The following is a 19,952-nucleotide window of genomic DNA, read 5'->3' on the forward strand; positions in this document are numbered from 1 at the left end:
GACACCCATGACCTGACCTTACGCAAACGTCCGTAATCACTTTAAGCCATCGCGATACAGCGTCCCAAGTTCGTTCAAAACGGCCGCGCCGGTCTTTATGCCATCCAGAAACCTTACCACCTCCAGATTCTCGTTTGGTGCGTGGTTGGCTTCATCTGCGTTTGCATACGGAATGACAAAAGCGTCTTTTCCCAGGATCTTGGTAAAGACATAATCGGGAAGGGACCCGCCAACGGTCGGATAAATTAGCGGCTCCATGCCGCGCGCGGCGATGATCGCATCCCGTAGGGGTTTTGAGTAAGGGCTGTCCAGAGGTGTTTTTGAAGGCAACATGCCATTGTGCCGAACAACTTCAACAGTCGGCGCGTGTTGCGCGACGTGGGCTTCGATCCGTTCGAAGACGTAATCAGGGGTCAGCGGCTCAACCAGCCGCACGTCGCATTTTGCGATGGCTTCGTTCGGCAGCACAGTTTTACTGCCCGGCCCACCATAGCCGCCATGCAACCCGTTGATCGTCAGCGTCGGGTGGAACATCAGCCGATCCCAATAGGGCCGGTCGCTGGGGCCGTCCATCTGGTCGAGCTTCAGGTCCTCCATCACGGCCAGTTCATCATCCGGCAAACGCGCCACCGCATCGCGTTCGAGGTTGGTGGGCGGGATCACCGGTTCGGTCAGGCCTTCGACGGTGATATTGCCCTCGGCGTCTTTCATTGTGGCCAGCAGTTGCACCAGCGTCCAGATCGGGTTGGGCACCACGCCGCCGTAATTGCCCGAATGCACGTCACGCACGGCCCCCTTGGCAACCAGATCGAATGAGGCGACACCGCGCACGCCAAACGTAATCACCGGCGCACCGCTTTCATGCAGCGGGCCGTCCGACGTCACCACCAGATCGGCCTGCAGGCGATCCGCATTTTCACGCACGAAATCGGCGATCTGGGGGGAGCCGATCTCTTCCTCGCCTTCCAGCAGAAAGATGATGTTGCAGGGCAGCGTGCCATTGACGGCAAGATGGGTTTCAATCGCCAACAACTGGGCAAAATGCTGGCCTTTGTTGTCTCCGATCCCGCGGGCCCAGATGCGGCCGTCTCTGAGAGTCGGCTCGAAGGGTGGGCTGATCCATTGGTCGAGCGGATCGGGCGGCTGCACGTCATAATGGCCATACAGCAGGACAGTGGGCTTATCAGGGTCAACCGAGGCATGACCCAGCACAAAGGGGTGGCCCGGTGTTTCAACCAGTCCGGCGTCAAAGCCCAGTTCGGTCAGATGCCCGACCAGCATATCCGCCACCTCGCGTATGCCAATGTCATGGGCCGAGATGGAAGGATGGCGCACATAATCCATGACCCGCACGACAAAGCTGTCAGCATGGGTGTCGATGTGGTCGAACAAAGCTTGCATCAGGCGGGGTCCTTGGTAAGCAGCACCGCGCCCGAGGTGTGGACTGAAGCTGTCCAGCCGGGTGCGATGAGGGCGGTCGTATCCAGTTGTGTCAGGATGGCCGGGCCGTGGATCGTGGTTTCCGCCCCCAGCGCGGCGCGGTCATAAACCGGCGTCTCAGCGATGCCGCCGGGCCAGTGCACCTTTTGTGTCTGCAGCGCGTCCGGCAGGTCGGCTTTGGCCAGTGAAGGGCTGTTGACCGGGTCAGTTCGGCCAACAGCTTCGATCCGCAATGTGACCAGTTCAATCGGCGCATCCAGAACAAATCCGTACAACGATGTGTGCGCGTCGCGGAAACGGTTTTCGGTCTCTTCGGGGCTGTCAGCCCAGTCAACTGCGATTTCGCCGCCTTGCCCGTGAAACCGCAACAGCGCGCGGGCGTTCAGGGCGCGCTGACCCGGGGCGATGCCCTCATGATCCATCCAGGCGGTGGCGTCTTGGGTCAGCTCTGCCACGATGCTGTCACCCTGGGTCTGGTTGATCGCGCCGGGCGTGGGCAGGGCGCGGGTGAATTCGGCCTTCATATCGGCGGCCAACAGCCCGGCGGCACACAGAAGGCCGGGCGCTGCCGGGATCATCACCTGACGGATGCCAAGCAGTTCGGCCAGTGCGCAGCCATGCAGGGGCCCGGCGCCGCCAAAAGGGACCAGAGTGAAATCGCGCGGGTCGTGCCCCCTTTCGACCGAAACAGTGCGAACCGCCCCGACCATGTTGTTGTTCATGATGGCCAGAATGCCCTGCGCCGCTGCCTCGGGTGTCAGGCCCAGCGGACGCGCGACATTGTTGGTCACTGCGGCTTGGGCTGCATCGAGATCCAAAGACATGGCCCCGCCCAACAGGGCTTGCGGCAGGTTGCCCAAGGCGACATGGGCGTCGGTCACGGTCGCCTCGGTCCCTCCATGCCCATAAGCCGCAGGTCCGGGTCTTGCCCCTGCCGAATTGGGCCCGACCGACAGCGTGTTGTTCGCGACGGCCGCAATCGACCCGCCGCCCGCGCCGATCGTCACCATGTCCACCATCGGCAGCGACAGAGGCCATTCGCCCACCTTGCCTTGCTGCGTCAGGTTGATCTCTCCGTCCCGGATCAGGCAGATGTCAGCGGATGTGCCGCCGATATCCACGGTGATGATATCCTTGATCCCGCAGGCCGCCGCCGCATCTACTGCGCCCACCACGCCAGCGGCAGGGCCGGACAATGCGGTCAGAGCCGGCGCGGTGCGGATCGCTCCGGTCCCTGCCACGCCGCCATTGGATTGCATCAGCAAAAGAGGAGAGCTGGCCTCGGCCTCACTCAGCCGGTTTTCAAGACGCGAGATATAGGTCGACACCCCCGGCATCACATTTGCATTCAGCACGGTCGCCAGAGAGCGTTCGAATTCCCGCACCACGGGCAAGACATCTGTGGAACAGGTGATGGCAACATCCGGCAGCGCCGCGCGCAACAGCTCGGCCACGCGTTTTTCATGGGCGGGATTGGCATAGGCGTGCAGCAGGCAGATGGCGACAGCCTCGACCTGTTGCTTGCGCAGGCGGTCCACCAGTGCGGTCACGCTGCTTTCGTCCAGTTTTTCGACCACATGACCGCCCGTGCCGATCCGCTCATCGACCTCGTGAATGCGGTCTGCCGGAACGGGCCGCGCCGGTTTGACCCAGGTGAACAGATTGGCGTGGCGCGGAATGTCTTGCCGTCCGATCTCAAGCACGTGGCGGAACCCGCGGGTTGTCACTAGGGCTGTGCGTGCCCCCTTGCCTTCGAGGATCATGTTGGTTGCAACCGTCGTGCCGTGCAGAACGCGCGATAGGTCGGCTGCGCGAATGCCCGCATCCTCCAACACCATATTCACGCCGGTCATGAAGGCCTGCGACGGATCGCTGGGCACCGAGGCGGTCTTGGCCCGCCACACCGCGCCCGAACTGCGGTCGAGCAGAGAGATATCCGTGAAGGTCCCGCCTATATCGACGGCTACGGCAAAAGACGGGTCAAAGGACATATCAGACGAGGGCATCGACATACTCCTGTCGGTAAAAGCGGCGGGTTTCCGGGCGGTTGGCGCGCAGGGCCTGCGTGGCCTGCACGTCGAGCGCGTCGCCCGCGACCACCACGCCATATTCCGCTTGGGCGGCCTGCGCGGTGACAAACCCGCTCAGCACGTCTTGCAGCACGGTTTCTGCGGGTCGGTCGAACGGGTGGCCATAGCCCCCACCGCCCCCGGTTTCGATCCGCAGGATGTCGCCGCGCTTGAGCATGTTGCCGTCCGATAGCGGATCGAGGCGTACCTCTTGCGGTGTGCCCGGGTTCACGATGGCGATGCCATGACGACCGGATTTACCGCCGTGAATGCCCCATGGCGGGTTCTGGACGCTGTCGATACGGATGGCGACCATGGTTTCCTCGGCCAGAATTTCGTATTCACGCACGATGCCGCACCCGCCCCGATTCCGACCCGCCCCGCCGGAATCCGCGACGATACCATAGCTGCGCATGGTCACCGGATAGCCCGCCTCCAGAAATTCGACCGGATAGTTCTCTTGCGCCACGAAATAGACCGCATCAATCCCGTCTGCCGTCGAGCGCGCGCCGTAGCCGACACCGATCCCGTCGGCCAGCAGGTAGGGCTCCAACGTTCCGGCCTCGGTCCGGTATTTCCCGCGCATGATGTTGACCACATAGGCCGAGTTCGCGGCAGGGGCCTCACCGCCCCCTGCGTTCAACAACCCGCACATGGCCGAGATCATGCGCATCGCGGTCAGACCGCGCAGACCCAGCGGCGCGGGGTATTCCGGTTGCAGAAAACTGCCCTTGCGAAACAGCACTTCGTCCAGCGCATTGGGTCCGCCGGCATTGCAGACCTGACTGGGATCGCCCCCCAGATAGAACAGGCCCAGTGCCATGCCGGGCACGCCTTTGTTCATCAGGTAATTGATCGGGCCGGGGGCCTGATCATCGGTGTCGCGGGCATCGAAGGTAAAGTGATCCGCCCCGTCAGCTCCTTTGGCACGGGTCAGCGAGAAGCGCATGTGGAATGGGCCGTTGCCGTGCCCATCAGTGTCAATCGCATCGGTGAAGGAATAGGTGCCGTAATCGAAGGTCTCGGCCATCTTGTCCCGCACCAAATTCCGAGTGCGTTCCAGCAATTGCGCCAAGGCGTCCTCGGTCACGTCCGGCCCGAACCGGTCGAGGATTTCGCCGACCCGACGCACGCCTAGTTCGACACTGGCCATCAATGCGCGCATGTCGCCTTCGCTCTGCTCCGGATAGCGGGAATTGCGGTGGAAGATGTCGAGCACGGCCTGGTTGACCTGGCCGGCCTCGATCATCTTCGTCACCGGGATCATTACGCCTTCCTGAAAGATATCGGTGGCGTCCGGGCTGATCGATCCGGGGCGCAAGCCGCCGATATCGGCGAAATGCGCCCAGCTCATGACAAAGGCGCAGACGCGGCCTTCGCGGAAAACCGGGGCCAGCAGGACTTGATCGTTGGAATGGGAAATCGCACCGTATGAGCCGTAGCAGTCATTGTACCAATAGACGTCGCCATCCTGCATCGTCTCAATCGGGAACTTCTCCAGCACAGGCCGGGTCATGTCGCCAAAGATCGGCACCATCGACCCCACGGCCATCTTGCCATTGCCGTCAAACAATGCCGTATAGAAATCCTTCTTTTCGCGAATAAACGCTGAGATGGCCGTGCGCTCGATCAGCGCCTCCATCTCGGATTGCGCGGCGGCAATGGCCCCGCGGATGATTTCGAGCGAGACCGGATCGCACAGCGCGGATTGGCTGAGCCGTGATGGCTTGTTCATGGTCATCTCCCTTCTGATAAGCTGAGGGTGAGCACCGTCCGACCGGACGTGCCTGTATATGTGGCGGGCTGCGTCATTCTTCGGCGAAATGGCACGCGACGCGGCGTGTTCCTATGGGGCGGGGCATTGGGACTTCGTCGGCGCATCGGGTTTGCGCGCGGGGGCATCGGTCGCGGAACACGCAGCCCGAGGGCGGATTGCGCGGGTCCGGCGCCCCGCCGCCGATGGGCAGGGGATCGTGGCTTTGATCGACATGCGGCGTGGGCACCGCCGCAACCAGCGCCTGACTATAAGGGTGCAGCGGCGCATGCACGATGTCTTCGGTCGGGCCGTCCTCCATGATCCGGCCCAGATACATGACAATGGTGCGGTCACAGACATAGCGTACCAGCGCCAGATCGTGACTGATATAGATCGCCGTCAACCCCAGCCGGTCGCGCACATCGCGGAACACGTTCAGCACGCCCGCGCGCACCGACACATCCAGCATCGAGACGGGTTCATCCGCGACAACAAATTCCGGTTCCAGGATCAGCGCGCGTGCCATGACGACGCGCTGTAGCTGCCCGCCCGAAAGTTGATGCGGATAGCGTTCGAGAAACTGTTCCGGATCGCCCAGCCCAACAAGCTCTAGCGCGTCGATGACGCGGCTGTGCCATTCATCACGCGGAATGCGGGCGTTGGCCAGCGGTTCTTCGAGCGTCTTTCGGATCGAATAGCGGGGGTTCACCGCGTCGAACGGGTTCTGGAAGATCATCTGCGACCGACTGCGAAAAGCGCGCAGCTCATCACCCGACAGATCCTTGATCTCTTGCCCGTCAAACCGGGCCGAGCCACCCGTGACCTCCTCCAACCGCACAAGGATGCGACCCATCGAGGTCTTGCCACAGCCCGATTCACCCAGCAGCCCGACGCTTTCGCCTTTCTTCAGGGTCAGCGTCACGCCATCCACAGCCTTCACGGTCGAGGGCAACCCCATCATCGCCGAGATCGCGTTGCCGATCTTGTAGTGAAGCTGCGCATTCTCCATTTCGATCATCGTCTCGGTCATGCAGCTGTCCCCCAGGTCGAGGGGTTGCGGGCCGTTTCACGCAGGGCGGCGGCCTCATCGGCACGGTGGCAGGCGACATGATGGTCGGGCGCGGCTTCGGTCAGCGGTGGCTCGGTGCTGCGACACAGTTCGGTGGCAAAGGGACAGCGCGGGGCAAAGCGGCAACCTTTGGGTGGATCGATCAGGTCTGGCGGGCTGCCTGCGATGGGGGTTAAAACGCCGGTTCCGGCGGATTGCAAATCGGGAAACGCGTTTTTCAGCCCCATCGTATATGGGTGCAGCGGTTCGTTCAGCAGGGTCGCGGTGTCGCAGTTTTCAACGACCTTGCCCGCATACATCACCACCGTACGGTCGCAGATATAGGCCACAACCGAGATATCATGCGTCACCATGATGACAGACAGGCCAAGGTCACGTTGCAGGCTGCGCAACTGGTCCAGAATCTGGCGTTGAATGATGACGTCCAGCGCCGTCACCGGCTCATCCGCCACCACCAGTTTCGGATTCAGCGCCAAAGCCAGCGCAATGGCCGCGCGTTGCCGCATCCCACCCGAGAACTGATGCGGAAAGTCGCGCAGGCGGCCTGGGTCGATGCCAACCATCTCGAACAGCTCAACGGCCCGCGCGCGGGCCTGTGATTTGCTCATGCCGCCCCGGTCGCGCAGCACCTCCATGATCTGATATTCCACGCGATACACCGGATCGAGCGAGTTCATCGCCGATTGCGGAATGAACGAAATATCGCGCCAGCGCAGGGCGTTCATGTCACGCTCGGAAATCGCGGCGAGGTCTTGGCCGTCGAAATGCATCGCGCCGCCCGCGATGCGCGCGTTGTCGGCAATCACACGGGTCAGGGCACGGGCCATGGTGGTCTTGCCGCAGCCCGATTCCCCGACCAGACCCACGATGGCCCCTTGCGGGACGTCGAAAGACGCCTCGCTGACCGCGACCACATCCAGCGCGCCCACCTGATAGGCAATCGACAGATCTTGGATGGAAAGAAGCATGTCTGCCATCGTCAGCGCCCCAGCTTTGGGAACAGCAGGTTTTCATACCCGCGCGAGATGAAGAAACCGGCGCTTACCACAAGGATGATCGCCAGCCCCGGCGGGATGAACCAGTGATAGGCCTGCCGCGCCAAAGCCTGGCTGGCAAATGCGTCCTGCAGCATGAAACCCCAGCTGATCGCATCCGGGTCGCCGAAACCCAGAAAGCTGATTGATGCCTCGGTCAGGATGGCCCAGCCGATGGCGATGGAGCCATAAAGAAAGCTCAGCGGCAGAATATTGGGGGTGATGTGGCGCAGGATTATTTTCAGGTCCGAGGACCCGACGACACGCGCGGCCTCGACATATCCGCGCGAGCGCAGCGACAGGACTTGCGAGCGGATCACCCGGCCCGTGTCCCGCCACAGCACCAGCGCCATGGCGATGACAGTGTTCCAGATCGATGGCTCGGAAAAGGCCGAGATCACGATGACGAAGGGCAGGAACGGGATGCCAAACGCCACATCGGCCAGCCGCATCAGGAAGGCGTCAACGCGGCCTCCGAAATACCCGGCCAGCAACCCCACGACCGAGCCGATGAACGCCACCATGAACGCCGCTGTGAAGCCCACAAGCAATGCCGATCTGGCCCCCCAGACGATCTGAGAAAAAATATCGCGGCCCAATGACGTGGTGCCCAGAATATGTCCCTGTTCGCCCGGCAAAAGGTCCGAGGCGAGGTCAAAGTCTTCGGTGTAGAGGATCTCAGTCGGGTCATACGGCGCGATGATCGGCGCGGCCAAGGCGGTGACGATGAACAGCGCATAGATCAGTAGACCGGCAAGGGCAAAAGGATCGCCCACCGGCAGCTTGATCGCCTCGAATACCCGCGCGATGCCCGAGGGGGCCGCCTTGATGGTTGCATCAGGCATGAGAAATCCTCGGGTCCAGGAAGGTGTAGAGCAGATCGGCAATCAGGTTCATGATGATGACCACAATTGCGATCATCAGGAACGCCCCCTGCGCCAGCGGGTAGTCCGAAGCCGCAACCGCATTCACCAGCTCTCGCCCCAGACCGGGCCATGAGAAAACGCTTTCGACCACCACGTTGCCTTGCAGCTGATAGCCCACCGCAATGGCGAATGAGGTCATCACTGGCAGCAGAGCGTTCCGGGCGCCGTGCCGGATCACAACGGCGGAGGGCGAAAGCCCTTTGATCTTGGCCATGGTGACGAAATCCTCTTTCATCACATCCAGCATGTTTGATCGCATCAGCAGCAGTGGCAGCCCTTGCGAGTAGATCGCCAGCGTCATCATCGGCAGGAACAGGTGCGACAGGAAATTGGTCGAGGTATAAAGCTGCCACAGGCTGTCATAGCTGGTGCCTGCAGACCGCGTGCCGCCTGCGGGGAACCAGCCCAGCGAAAAAGAAAAGATCGCCAGAAGCACCATGCCCAGCCAGAATTCGGGCATCGCACGGGTGGCCAGAACCGCAGGCAGGGCCGCAGCCTCAAACCGCGAATTGCGTTTCCATGCCAGCCACGCTCCGGCGAGGATGCCAAAAGTATAGGCCACGATCAGCGAGGAAAATGTCAGGATAAGCGTATTCGGCAAAAGCAGCATAATCCGTTCTGAGACGGGGCTGCGATAGCGGAAGGAATAGCCAAGCTCACCCTGCAATAGATTACCCAGGTAGGTGAAATACTGCTGCCACAGGGGTTTATCCAGGCCGAACTGACGGATCAGCGCCTCTTGCTGTTCGGCGGTAAAGGTCGGGTCGATATAAGCCGCCAGCGGATTGCCGGGCATCAGGCGGAACATCAGGAACAGGATCGTCACGACCGCCCAGAGGACCAGCATCAGTTGCAGCGTGCGAATGAGGAAAGGCTTGAGAGTGTTCATCTCTGTCCTGAAAGGACCCCGGAGGGTTGGTTGTGTTGGTGAGAAGTGGGGCGCGGCGATTGCCCGCCGCGCCAGCCCGACGGGCGTTAATCCGCGAGTGTTTCCTTGACACCATCGGGATAGGTCAGCCGATCCCCGATGCCGCCATAACCGGCCTCTTCCAGGATCGATTTGGCCACATCGCTGCCTGCCTTGAACCCGTTCACCACGTCTTCGGCATGCCAGTATTCCAGCGCCGGCGAGACGACCGAGTTAGACGGCACGGCGAACTTCTTGAAGGCCGCGTTCACGATCAGACGGCGATCAACAGCCGCAGACAACGCACGGCGGAAGGCCGGATCGTTGAACGGCGGGCGGCGCAGGTTGAAGGCGACATAGCGGAAACCGATATCGACGGTCGAAACCACCTCAAGATCGCCATCCTGTTCAGCCGCATCCAGCAGGACCTGCGGATCGCCCTGGAAATCGGTCAGGAAGTTCAGCTCACCCGAGCGCAGCATACCCAGCGCGGCCTCGGCATTCGGCACCAGACGCAGGATAAAGCGTTCGGCCTTTGGGGCATTGAAGTGGTCGGCATTGGCCTCAAGCACGATTTCTTCGTTGGGCAGCCAGCGCACAAACTTATAGGCCCCGGACCCGATCGGAACATCTTCCTGATAGCTTTCCGCGTTCTCGTCCTTGGTGGCCAGATCCGCCAGAATGGGCTCCCACACATGTTTCGGGATGATGTTGATCTTGGCCAGGCTGGAGGTCAGGAACGAGGCTGACGGCGTATTCAGCGAGAAGACAATCGTGTTGTCACCTTCGACCGCTACACCGGCGACATTGCTGCCGAACGGGGCGTACATTGGGGCCTCGCCGCCCGTGGTCGCCTCATAGGAAAAGACCACGTCATCGACGGTAACCGGCTTGCCATCATGGAAGTTCAGCCCATCGCGCAGCGTGACTGCGATGGTGGTGTCGTCGCGCCATTCAAAGCTTTCCGCCGCCCAGGGCTGCGGCAGGCCATCAGGGCCTACGCGGAATAGACGGTCATAGATCAGTTCGGTCAGCCAGTTGTCGGTCACGCCCGAGATGTAAAGCGGGTTGACCGCAATCACGTTGTCCGAGCTGTTAACGATGATGTCTTTCTGATCGCCCGTAGGCGTCAACCCCAGCCATGTCCAGTAGCTACGGATGCCAATACCGGACTGATCCACGACCGAGGCCGGATCGAAGACGTTTTTGTCAAAGGCAAAGGCTTGCTGGGGATGGACCAGCATCATGTTGGGCTGATCTGCGTCCAGAATTTCCTGTGCTTTCAGCACCAGCTTCTGCCGCGCTTCGGGGTCCACGGTTACCCGTTGTTCTTCCACTAGCGCGTCATATTCGGGGTTCTTGTAGCCGATGAAGTTATACCCGTTCTCGGCTGTGGAGGAGTGGAACAGGTTATAGATGATCTCATCCGGGTCGGACCGTTCCGGCCGTCCGGTCATCTGCCACGCGGTCACGTCCCAATCATCGCGGTTATACCAGACGGCATCGGCCATTTGTGACCACGGCATCACGTTGACATTCACGTCCAATCCCAGCTTGCGCCATTCCTGCGCGATCAGCTGGATTGCCTGAAACTCGGCAGGCTGTGCCGCCTGCGGGCGGGTCAACAATTCGATGGTTCGGATTTGATCCTGTGCGCTGGCACTTGCCGCCCAGAGCGATGCTGAGACAGCAAGTCCGGCAGCAGCTGTAACAAGAGTCTTCAAGGTCGTTCTCCCGTTGGTTAGCCCACGGGGCACGCGGGCAGTTTAGATCGCGGCGGTCGTTGCCTGCCGCCAAATGCGCAACACCTTTTCTTATGGACGCCCGATTAAGCCGAGGCCGTGGGCGATTAGTGTTTTACTCAATGAAACAGGTTTGCTATCGTTCAGTCAGTAAAACACAGATTCGTTTAAAAGCAAGAGAGTCAAAGTCACCGATGTCGCAAGAAACCACCGAAGCGGCCCCCGAGCGAAAATCTTACCGGATCGATGCGGTGGCCCGAGCCTTGCGTGTGATGGAAGCTCTGGCCGAAACGCCGGGGATCGGTGCAACGGCTTTGGCAGAGCAGCTTGGTCTGACCAAGTCAATTGTCTTTCGCCTTTTGCAAACGCTGGAAGAAGATGGTTACGTCCAGCGCGACGAGGAACGGGCAATTTACTCGCTGGGTTATCGCGTCGCGCTGTTAGGAGAGCGCGTTGGGCGGGAGGGCGCGCTGTTGCAGGTCGCCCGCCCGGTGATGGACGCCTTGCGCGACGACACAGGTGAAAACGTCAATCTCGTGATCCGAGAGGCGACCGCGTCGGTCGCCATTGCAACGCGTGAAGGACTCCATAGTATAAGGCTTTTTGCACAGTTGGGGCGGCGCGGGCCGTTGCACGCCGGGGGTGCCTCGATGCTGCTGCTGGCCTATGCCGAACCCAGCATCCGTGACAGTGTTCTGGCCAGTGACCTTGAACGGTTCAGCCCACATACGATCACCGACCCCGAGCGGCTGCGCGAGGTTTTGCTGCTGATCCGGGCCAATGGGTATAACGTGGCGATCAATGATCTGGATGACGGGGCCTTCTCGGTCGCTGCCCCGATCCGCAACAGCGCCGGTGAGATCATCGCCGGAATTTCGGTGGCTGGTGCCTCTGTCCGATTGGATGAGGTCCGGCGAGCGACATACATCGAAAAAGCCGTCACAGCGGCCAACGAGATTTCCGAAAAACTGACTTTGGGCTGATCAAAAACCTGACAGAATATCCGGGCGAAGGCGGATTTCTGCATTCCAAGACGTACAGGCACGAGCCTTGCGTGGAATCAATTTGTCGGTTTATGTTTTAATCATTGCTACAGCGTTTCACTGAATAAAACATCGGAGAGCCCCATGACCCCCCAAGAAGCCGCATTGCTGGATCAAGTCACAACCGATGAACCCTGGGCTCTGGTCGAAAGCTTCGCAACGTTCAAGCGGGAACATCCCGACGACGTCAATCGCGGCATGGATGAGGTCGTGGGCCGGCTGACCAAACACGGGGTCGAGGTCAAGGTGCACGAGCCTGACCTGTTTCTCAGCCTGCCCGGCGAAGCCCGGGTTGAGGCCGCGGGCGTCACCTATCGCGCCAAGCCGCCTGCCTTCAGCGCCAATGCGCCGGGCGGGTTCAGCGGCCCGCTGGTCTATATCCGTGGCACCACGAATTTGGACGAGGAAGACGCCTTTGAAAGTCAGCTTGAGGCCGGGCCTGAGATGGAAACCCGCGTGCGCGGCAAGATTGTTTTGACCGAAGGCTTTGCCAGCCCCGCCATCATCTCGCTGATGGAAGGCTGTGGGGCGGTGGGGGTGATCGCGATCAACCCCGGCGTCGACATCCACTGGGGGATCTGCACCACGATCTGGGGCATTCCGAGTGCCAGCGATCTGCACCGCAAACCGGCGATCCCTGCGGCAGCGGTGAATATGGAAAGCGGCAAAGCGTTGATCGAGCTTGCCAAAGCCGGAGGCGAGGCCACGATCTTTACCGAGATGGAAGAGGGGTGGTTCCGCTCAAAACTGCCCGAGGTCACCATTCCGGGCACCGAAGAGCCGGACAAATACGTCCTGCTGCACGGCCATCTGGACAGTTGGGATGTGGGCGTCGGCGACAACGCCACAGGCGATGCTACAATGTTGGAGGTCGCGCGAGTGCTTTGGGCCAATCGCGACAAGCTGCGGCGCACGGTCAAAATCTGCTGGTGGCCCGGGCATTCGACAGGGCGCTATGCCGGATCGACCTGGTATTCGGATACTTTCGCGCTGGATCTTGACGAGAATTGCGTGGCGCAGGTGAATTGCGACAGCCCCGGCTGCCGGTGGGCGACCGAGTTCATCCATGTCTCGGTCATGTCCGAGGCGCATGATTTTCTGGCCGGGGTCATTCAGGATGTCGCGGGTAAAACGCTGCAATCCGAACGTCCGCATCGGGCCGGGGATTACTCGTTCAACAATATCGGCATCTCCAGCTACCTTATGCTGTCGTCAGCCATGACAGACGCCCACCGGGAAGAGCTTGGCTACTATGCCGTGGGCGGCTGCGGTATGAACATCGCGTGGCACACTGAAAACGACACGTTGGAGATTGCGGACAAAGACATTCTGCTGCGCGACATCAAGGTCTATCTGCTGGCCGTCTTCCGCAATGCAAATGCGGGTATCCTGCCGATGGACTGGCGCGCCACCGCGCGTGAGTTTCAGGCTACGGTCGCGGATTATCAGACGCAGGCGGGCGAGTGCTTCGACCTGTCCGCAACAGCCACCGCCGCCGATGCGTTGCTGGCCGATCTTGAGGCGTTCTACGACCGGACGCAAGCTAGCAGCATCCCCGAAGCGGCGGCCAATGCGGCTATTCAGGACCTCGCTCGTATTCTGGTTCCGCTGAATTTCAACCGCTCAGACCGGTTCCGGCACGATCCGGCCTTAACCATTCCACCCCTTCCCGCGCTGGAAGAAGCGACGAAGATTGCCACCAGACCCGAAAAGCTTCTTGGGTTTTCACGAACTGAACTGGTGCGTGGTCAAAACCATGTAATTGCAGGGATAAAGCGTGCTCAGAATAGAATACAAGCGGCGCTGGGATAACACCGGATACATTCCGACCTAAAGAATATCCTGGCCCCGAGTTTCTGCGGCAAACACAGGAGGTCGCAGGTGATCTGTTCTCTATCCAAGTGAGCCGATCACCTCAGCAAGATCTCGTCGTGTTGTGCCAAGACCGTCTGCTTTAGGGCTATCTCTTTGAACAGGAGGTGGAAAGACACCCGTTTTGTTCACTGCCTTTCTCGCCGAGGTCGCATTGCCAAACCGCCGAGCAAAACCCGCAGGCTTGTTGTGCCCAGGTGCGGGCTATTTCGGGTAGCTCGTTGATCTCTGCAGGTCGCGACCGGTCTTCTACGTCTGAGCCACACAACCGGGATGCCTCATAAAGACGGCAGGAACAACGCGAGCCCGGGGAAGGCGATCAACAGAACCACCAGAAAGAGCGAGCAGAAGATGAACGGAAAGGCCGAAGTATAGATCTCGCGCATCGTGGTCCCCGGTGGGGCGACTCCTTTCATCACGAATAAAAGCAACCCGAAAGGCGGCGTCGTGAAGCTGATTTCCAGCGACAGCAGCATGATCAGGCCGAACCAAATCGGATCGAACCCAAGCGTTTGGGCCAGCGGGAAGAAGATCGGCACTGTCAGCAGCATGATCGAGATCTGCTCCATGAACATGCCCAGCAATAGCAGGACGGCAAACATCACCGTCAGCATCGCCAGCGGGGCCAGATCGAACGCAATTGCCCAGTTGACCAACCCTCGGGATGCGCCGGAAAATGCAAGAAGCTGGCTGAACGTGGCCGAGCCGAAGACGATCAGGTAGGCCATCAGTGTCACTTTCAGCGCGCCGATAACCGATTTCTTCATCGCCTCCCATGTGAGGCAGCGGAAAAGGGCGGCAAGGATCAGAACACCTAATGCCCCGAATGCAGCCGCCTCGGACGGGGTGACAAAACCTTTGATCATCAGGACGATGATCACCACCATGACCCCGACCATTGGGACCACCTCGGTCATCAGCAGTTTCAGGCGGTAAGCCATGGACATCGGCTCGACGTCATAGGCGGGCGCAGCGGTCGGGTCGATCCGGGTCTGCAGCCAGATCGTTCCGATATAGAACGCGGCCAGGATGAGGCCGGGGATCACGCCCGCGATCAGCAACGCAGCCACGTCGATCTGCGCCAGCGTGGCCAGCAAAACCGCAAGCGCCGAGGGCGGGATGATGATGGCAAGTCCGCCTGTTCCCAGAATGGGGCCGATGCTCATATGCGATTTGTAACCGCGCCGCTTCATCTCGGGCACCATCAGCGACCCCAGCAGCGCGGTGGACCCCATCGACGACCCGGACAGGGTGGAAAAGGCCGTGCCCCCCAAAACGGTCACATAGCTGAGCCGCCCGGGCAATCGGCCCAGCAATTTGTCGATGGCGTTGAACATCCGCCCGCCAAGGCCGGTGTGAAAGAAAATCTCCCCCATCAGCAGAAACAGCGGGATGGGCATCAGGGCGTATTTCGTCAGCGCCCCCAGCCCATTGTTGAGCAGCTGCGTCACCCCGCGCTCACCGCCCATGAAGACCCACGCCCCTAGAATGTTCGCAGCCAGAAAGGCCAGCGCCACGGGCATTCCGATGGCCATCAGGAACACGATCGAACCCAGCAACAGGGCAAGGGCCTCGTACCATTCCATTATTCGTGTATCCCCGCTTCGCCGCTATGCATCAGGTCTGGGCCGAAGACAAAGCGCGAGAATTCAATCGCCATCAACCCAAAGGACAGTGGAAAGGCGATGGTCAGCATCCAGCGGGGGAAGTAATAGGCGCGTGTATCATAGTCCCCGCGTTCGATGTTGGTCAGGACCAGATCACCCCCCTGCCACGCAAGGATCAGACAGACCAGCACACAGGCCGCCGCGACCGAACGGCTGACAATCCGGCGCAGGTGCAGTGGCAGGGCAGCCGTGACCAGTTCGATATGCACATGGCCCTTTTCCCGCACCAGCCAGGGCGCGCCCAGCATGGTCATATACAACAACCCGTATTCCGCCGAGGTGAAAAGCCACGCAAACGGCTGCAGCCCTGCATTGCGCATCAGCACCGAGGTAATGACGGACAGCATCAGCCAGACCAGCAACAGCCCGGCCAGAATGGCCATGCCAAACAGCACTGCGTCATAGGCCCTTTTCATCGTCATGCCTGCATTGCCCCGACAAGCGGACAGGCCCACAGGATATCCGCAGGCCTGTCCTTGGTCTTATTTTGCTGCATCCAGATCGTAGAACAGCTCAATCAGGCGATCATAATTATCGGTGCCGCCCGGCTGTTCTGCCATCAGGCTGTTCATCCGCTCCCACGTTTTTTCACGAGCTGCGGCGAGGTAGTTCGCCTTGGCGTCGCCTTCCAGAGTGACAACGGTCATGCCCGCGCCGTCCAGAGCAGCGAAATCCTCATCCCGCTTGCTGCGCAGGGCTGCGACGCTGTCTTTCTCGTGCTGGATCGCCACGTCCTGAAGGATCGTCTTGGCCTCATCCGACAGCGCGTTCCAACGCTCCAGATTCACGATAACGCCCAGATCGGTCGAGAAGAAACAGGGCTCGATCCGGTAGTTCAGGAATTCGTTCCACTTCAAGTCGATCAATCCGATCTGGGTCCAGCCCGTTGCGTCCACGACACCGCGTTGCAGGGCCGAATAAACCTCACCCGTGGGCAGGTCGATCACCTGCGCGCCTAGGTAGTTCGTGAAGAAGGCGTTGTATACGTTGTTGCCGCGCAGCTTCAGCCCTTCGACCTCAAGGTTGCCATCGGCGTCAAAGCTGGGCTCATTCCGGGTCCAGAGGTTGTAGCAAACACCACTATCGAACCAGCCGAGATATTTCAGGCCCATCTTCTCTTGATGGATCTGGTCGATCAACTCGGTGCCGCCATTCTGGCGGGTCTCAATCGCGGTCAGGTTCGACGCAACCATTGCGTCCTTTTCAGGCAGCGCGCCGCCATAGAACGAACCCGGCGTGTAGACCATGTCGACAATACCATCCCGCACCGCATCGGGCTGCTGGAACATGCCGATGGCCTCGGGTCCGCCACGCACGTCGATCTGGATGACGCCCTTGCCCGCTTCGTTCACCTTGTTCACGAAATCCAGAAAGCTTTGGGTATAGATCAGCGTTTCGGGAAAGGCGTGCACGGCCGAGATGGTCTCTTCGGCCTTCGCCACCCCGGCGACCATCACGGCCCCAGTCAACAGGCCCGCCAATGCGTTCAGTTTCATAAGTCTTCCTCCACTTGTGTCCGGGGCATTTTCCTGAGTTCACCCCTTGTTTTCCTGGCCTTGTGGCCTGTTGCGCCGTCTTCGCGCGACGTGTCTTAGTCGGATAGAGTTGGCCACGCCCATGGCGCGGTCTGATTACGGGTTTGCTTGTGGGCGCTGATCGCCTGTGCGTGCTGTCGGGTCAGATCGATGTCGTCCCAGCCGTTGATCAGCTTGACGCACCAGCCCTCATCCAGTTCGAATTCCGCCTCGAATTCTCCCAGCGTGACGCGGCCTTTGGTCAGGTCTATGGACATCCGCGCGGGGGCATCTGTCAGTGCGCCGTTCAGCTGCGTCATCGTCGCGGCACTTACCCGCGCGGGCAAAAGGCCGTTGTTGATGGCGTTGTTGGCAAAGATGTCGCCGAAACTGGGCGCGATGATCGCGCGTATCCCGGCATCGACCAACGCATAAACCGCCGCCTCACGCGACGACCCGCTGCCGAAATTCTGCCCCGCAACAAGAATGCTGATGCCTGTGTGCCGGTTCAGCGGGAAATCCGGGTGCAGGTTTTCATTCTCGTCCCGCCGCATGTCGTGCAGCAGATATGGCCCATACCCCTCACTGCGAGGAACCGACATGAACCGCGCAGGGATCAGCTGATCGGTATCGATATTGTCGCCCACCAAAGCGACCGCGTGCCCGGTATGCGCGCTCCACCCCGCCATCACGCCGCCCTGCCCTGCAGGAATGGTCGGACATCGGTGATCGTGCCGGTCACGGCCGCTGCCGCCACCATCGCTGGAGACATCAGATGCGTGCGTGCGCCGCGCCCCTGACGGCCCCGAAAATTGCGGTTGGTCGAGGAGGCGCAGCGCTTTCCCTCAGCCACCAGGTCGCCGTTCATGCCGACACACATCGAACAGCCCGACGCCGCCCATTCCAGCCCAGCCTCGGTGAATATGCGGTCCAGCCCTTCCGCTTCGGCCTGTGCTTTCACCCGGGCTGAGCCCGGTGCGACCAACCCCGGCACTTTCGCCCGGCGTCCGGACAAGACCAACGCGGCCTCTCGCAGGTCTTCGATCCGGCCATTGGTGCAGGACCCGATAAAGACCTGATCCACTGGAATGCCATCCAAGGGCCGACCCCCTGCCAAACCCATATAGTCCAGCGCGTCGCGCGCGGCGTTTGCCTTTGCAGGGTCCATCATGTCCGGGTTTGGGATCGCCGTCGATACGGGCAGCGCCTGTTCCGGGCTGGTGCCCCATGTCACGGTCGGGGCAATGCTTGAAGCATCCAGCACAACGTCGCGATCAAAAATCGCGCCCTCATCCGAGGTCAGTCGTCGCCATGTTTCGCAGGCTGCCTCAAACTCCGCGCCATCCGGTGCGTGATCGCGTCCTCCAAGATAGGCGAACGTCACTTCATCAGGGGCCACCATGCCAAAGCGCGCTCCGCCCTCGATGGACAGGTTGCACAGGGTCATGCGCCCCTCCATCGACAGATTCCGCACGACCTGCCCAGCATATTCCACCGCGTGCCCTTGCGCGCCGCCCGTGCCCAGCATGGCAATCCAGTTCAGCGCGATATCCTTGGCCGACACACCCGGTCCCAGACGGCCATTGACCACGATGCGCATCGCCTTTGGCTTGCGCTGCCAGACGGTCTGCGTTGCCAGTACATGCGCAACCTCGGTCGCGCCGATCCCGAAAGCCAACGCTCCGAATGCGCCATGGGTCGAGGTATGGCTGTCGCCGCAAGTGATCAACAGCCCCGGCAGGGTCAGCCCGAGTTCCGGCCCGATGACATGCACGATACCCTGCGCCGGATCATCCAGATCGAAAATCCTCAGATTGTGTTGGGCAGCATTGCTGCGCAGCGTCTCGATCATCCGGGCAATCTTCGGGTCGGCAATCCGGCCCCGATCCCGCGTCGGCGCATAGTGATCGACCACCGCAAAGGTCAGATCCGGTTCGGCCACGTGCAACCCGCGCTCTGCCAGCTTGCCAAAGGCATGGTGCGAGCCTTCGTGCACCAGATGGCGGTCTACCCACAGAAGCGACACGCCATCGTCGCGCCGCAACACCTCATGCGACGCCCAGAGCTTATCTAGCATGGTGCGCGGGGCGGTCATTCCTCGGCCTCACTGCGACCGATGGCGGGTTCCCAATGGCGTGTAGACCCGGTTCCGACCCGCGCCAGTGGCATTTCAAGGCGGAACATGTCAGGCCGGTAAAGGCCGGACAGGAATTCGACGCCATTGCCTTCGATATCTCGCACAATCCGTTTCAGCGACAGCAGGGCCGAGCCGACCGCAACGCCCAAAGCCTCGGCCACATCGGGGCCTGCGAGGGTTGCCGACACCGTTTGGTGCGCCTCTTCGATCTGCACGCCGCCCCGTTCCAGCAATTTGAACAGCGGCGTTGTGGCCAGATCGCTTTCGGAATAGTTCCGGGCAATTGCGGCGGGAACATATGTTGTCAGGTGTGAAAACGGTACATCGTCCGTCAGGCGGACCCGCGTGGCAATTTGCACTTGCCGGTCGTGCTGCAGGCCCATGGCCGCCGCCACCGCCTCGGGCGCATTGCCATAAGCAAAGGACAAAAGCCGCGCGGTGGTACTCTGCCCCATTTCAACAAGCTGCGGCATCAGGGTGTTGAAATCCATTGCCGCCCGCGCGCCCTGCGGCGATCGGCCCGACACCCGCGTGCCACTGCCCGCCTGCCGTTCGATCAGACCATTGCCCGCCAACGCCTCAAGCGCTCGCCGAATGGTCACGCGGGACACGCCGAACTTTTCGGCCAGACGCTGTTCCCCCGGCAGGGTTTCCCCCGCCGACAGCTGCCCTTCGGTGATTTGATCGCGCAGAGACAGGTAGACGCGCTGCGCCTTGGTCCCGTCCGGAAGATTGGCCGCGTTGATCTGGTTCACCCGATGATTCCCCTTTCCCAG

Annotated in this window: 16 protein-coding genes; 2 read left to right on the plus strand and 14 right to left on the minus strand. The window is 60.9% G+C overall.

Features of this window, described 5'->3' with window-relative positions:
* Nucleotides 1–36 precede the first annotated feature (36 nt).
* From ACR0K4_RS21120 to ACR0K4_RS21155, 8 genes are all read right to left on the minus strand, one after another.
* Nucleotides 37–1,401 (minus strand): M20/M25/M40 family metallo-hydrolase, encoded by a 1,365-nt coding sequence (locus ACR0K4_RS21120; protein ID WP_480855645.1) that lies wholly within the window; start codon nt 1,399–1,401, stop codon nt 37–39.
* On the minus strand, nt 1,401–3,446 hold the full coding sequence (locus tag ACR0K4_RS21125; RefSeq protein WP_480855647.1) for a hydantoinase/oxoprolinase family protein: 2,046 nt from the start codon (nt 3,444–3,446) through the stop codon (nt 1,401–1,403). Before ACR0K4_RS21125 ends, ACR0K4_RS21120 begins: the two co-directional genes overlap by 1 nt.
* Nucleotides 3,433–5,244: a hydantoinase B/oxoprolinase family protein gene (locus ACR0K4_RS21130; protein ID WP_480855649.1), complete on the minus strand. Its 1,812-nt coding sequence runs from the start codon at nt 5,242–5,244 to the stop codon at nt 3,433–3,435. Before ACR0K4_RS21130 ends, ACR0K4_RS21125 begins: the two co-directional genes overlap by 14 nt.
* A 73-nt stretch (nt 5,245–5,317) precedes the next feature.
* On the minus strand, nt 5,318–6,295 hold the full coding sequence (locus ACR0K4_RS21135; protein WP_480855650.1) for an ABC transporter ATP-binding protein: 978 nt from the start codon (nt 6,293–6,295) through the stop codon (nt 5,318–5,320).
* On the minus strand, nt 6,292–7,302 hold the full coding sequence (locus tag ACR0K4_RS21140; protein WP_480855652.1) for an ABC transporter ATP-binding protein: 1,011 nt from the start codon (nt 7,300–7,302) through the stop codon (nt 6,292–6,294). The genes ACR0K4_RS21135 and ACR0K4_RS21140 overlap by 4 nt, the downstream gene beginning before the upstream one ends.
* An 11-nt stretch (nt 7,303–7,313) precedes the next feature.
* Nucleotides 7,314–8,213: an ABC transporter permease gene (locus ACR0K4_RS21145; RefSeq protein ID WP_480855653.1), complete on the minus strand. Its 900-nt coding sequence runs from the start codon at nt 8,211–8,213 to the stop codon at nt 7,314–7,316.
* Nucleotides 8,206–9,183, minus strand: coding sequence for an ABC transporter permease (locus ACR0K4_RS21150; RefSeq protein ID WP_480855654.1), 978 nt, complete (start codon nt 9,181–9,183; stop codon nt 8,206–8,208). Before ACR0K4_RS21150 ends, ACR0K4_RS21145 begins: the two co-directional genes overlap by 8 nt.
* 86 nt (nt 9,184–9,269) lie before the next feature.
* Nucleotides 9,270–10,925 carry an ABC transporter substrate-binding protein gene (locus ACR0K4_RS21155; RefSeq protein WP_480855655.1) on the minus strand — a complete coding sequence of 552 codons (1,656 nt, stop codon included), beginning with the start codon at nt 10,923–10,925 and terminating at the stop codon, nt 9,270–9,272.
* A 212-nt stretch (nt 10,926–11,137) separates the two neighbouring features.
* On the opposite strand from ACR0K4_RS21155, the gene ACR0K4_RS21160 reads away from it, so the two are divergent.
* Both ACR0K4_RS21160 and ACR0K4_RS21165 read left to right on the plus strand, forming a co-directional pair.
* Nucleotides 11,138–11,926 (plus strand): IclR family transcriptional regulator, encoded by a 789-nt coding sequence (locus ACR0K4_RS21160; protein ID WP_480855656.1) that lies wholly within the window; start codon nt 11,138–11,140, stop codon nt 11,924–11,926.
* A 144-nt stretch (nt 11,927–12,070) separates the two neighbouring features.
* Nucleotides 12,071–13,798: a M28 family metallopeptidase gene (locus ACR0K4_RS21165; RefSeq protein WP_480855657.1), complete on the plus strand. Its 1,728-nt coding sequence runs from the start codon at nt 12,071–12,073 to the stop codon at nt 13,796–13,798.
* Between the two features lie 338 nt (nt 13,799–14,136).
* On the opposite strand, the gene ACR0K4_RS21170 is transcribed toward ACR0K4_RS21165, so the two are convergent.
* The 6 genes from ACR0K4_RS21170 to ACR0K4_RS21195 form a co-directional block, all read right to left on the minus strand.
* Entirely contained in the window at nt 14,137–15,444 is a 1,308-nt protein-coding gene (locus tag ACR0K4_RS21170; RefSeq protein ID WP_480855658.1) for a TRAP transporter large permease, read from the minus strand.
* Nucleotides 15,444–15,947: a TRAP transporter small permease gene (locus ACR0K4_RS21175; RefSeq protein WP_480855659.1), complete on the minus strand. Its 504-nt coding sequence runs from the start codon at nt 15,945–15,947 to the stop codon at nt 15,444–15,446. The genes ACR0K4_RS21170 and ACR0K4_RS21175 overlap by 1 nt, the downstream gene beginning before the upstream one ends.
* A gap of 60 nt (nt 15,948–16,007) precedes the next feature.
* On the minus strand, nt 16,008–17,021 hold the full coding sequence (dctP, locus tag ACR0K4_RS21180) for a TRAP transporter substrate-binding protein DctP (protein WP_480855661.1): 1,014 nt from the start codon (nt 17,019–17,021) through the stop codon (nt 16,008–16,010).
* A 95-nt stretch (nt 17,022–17,116) separates the two neighbouring features.
* Nucleotides 17,117–17,728, minus strand: a complete 612-nt coding sequence (leuD, locus tag ACR0K4_RS21185) for a 3-isopropylmalate dehydratase small subunit (RefSeq protein WP_480855662.1) — start codon at nt 17,726–17,728, stop codon at nt 17,117–17,119.
* Complete coding sequence (gene leuC / locus ACR0K4_RS21190; protein WP_480855663.1) at nt 17,728–19,134, minus strand: 3-isopropylmalate dehydratase large subunit; 1,407 nt, start codon at nt 19,132–19,134, stop codon at nt 17,728–17,730. Before leuC ends, leuD begins: the two co-directional genes overlap by 1 nt.
* Entirely contained in the window at nt 19,131–19,931 is an 801-nt protein-coding gene (locus tag ACR0K4_RS21195; protein WP_480855664.1) for a GntR family transcriptional regulator, read from the minus strand. Before ACR0K4_RS21195 ends, leuC begins: the two co-directional genes overlap by 4 nt.
* Nucleotides 19,932–19,952: the final 21 nt, after the last annotated feature.

Source organism: Ruegeria sp. K11 (assembly GCF_056531905.1).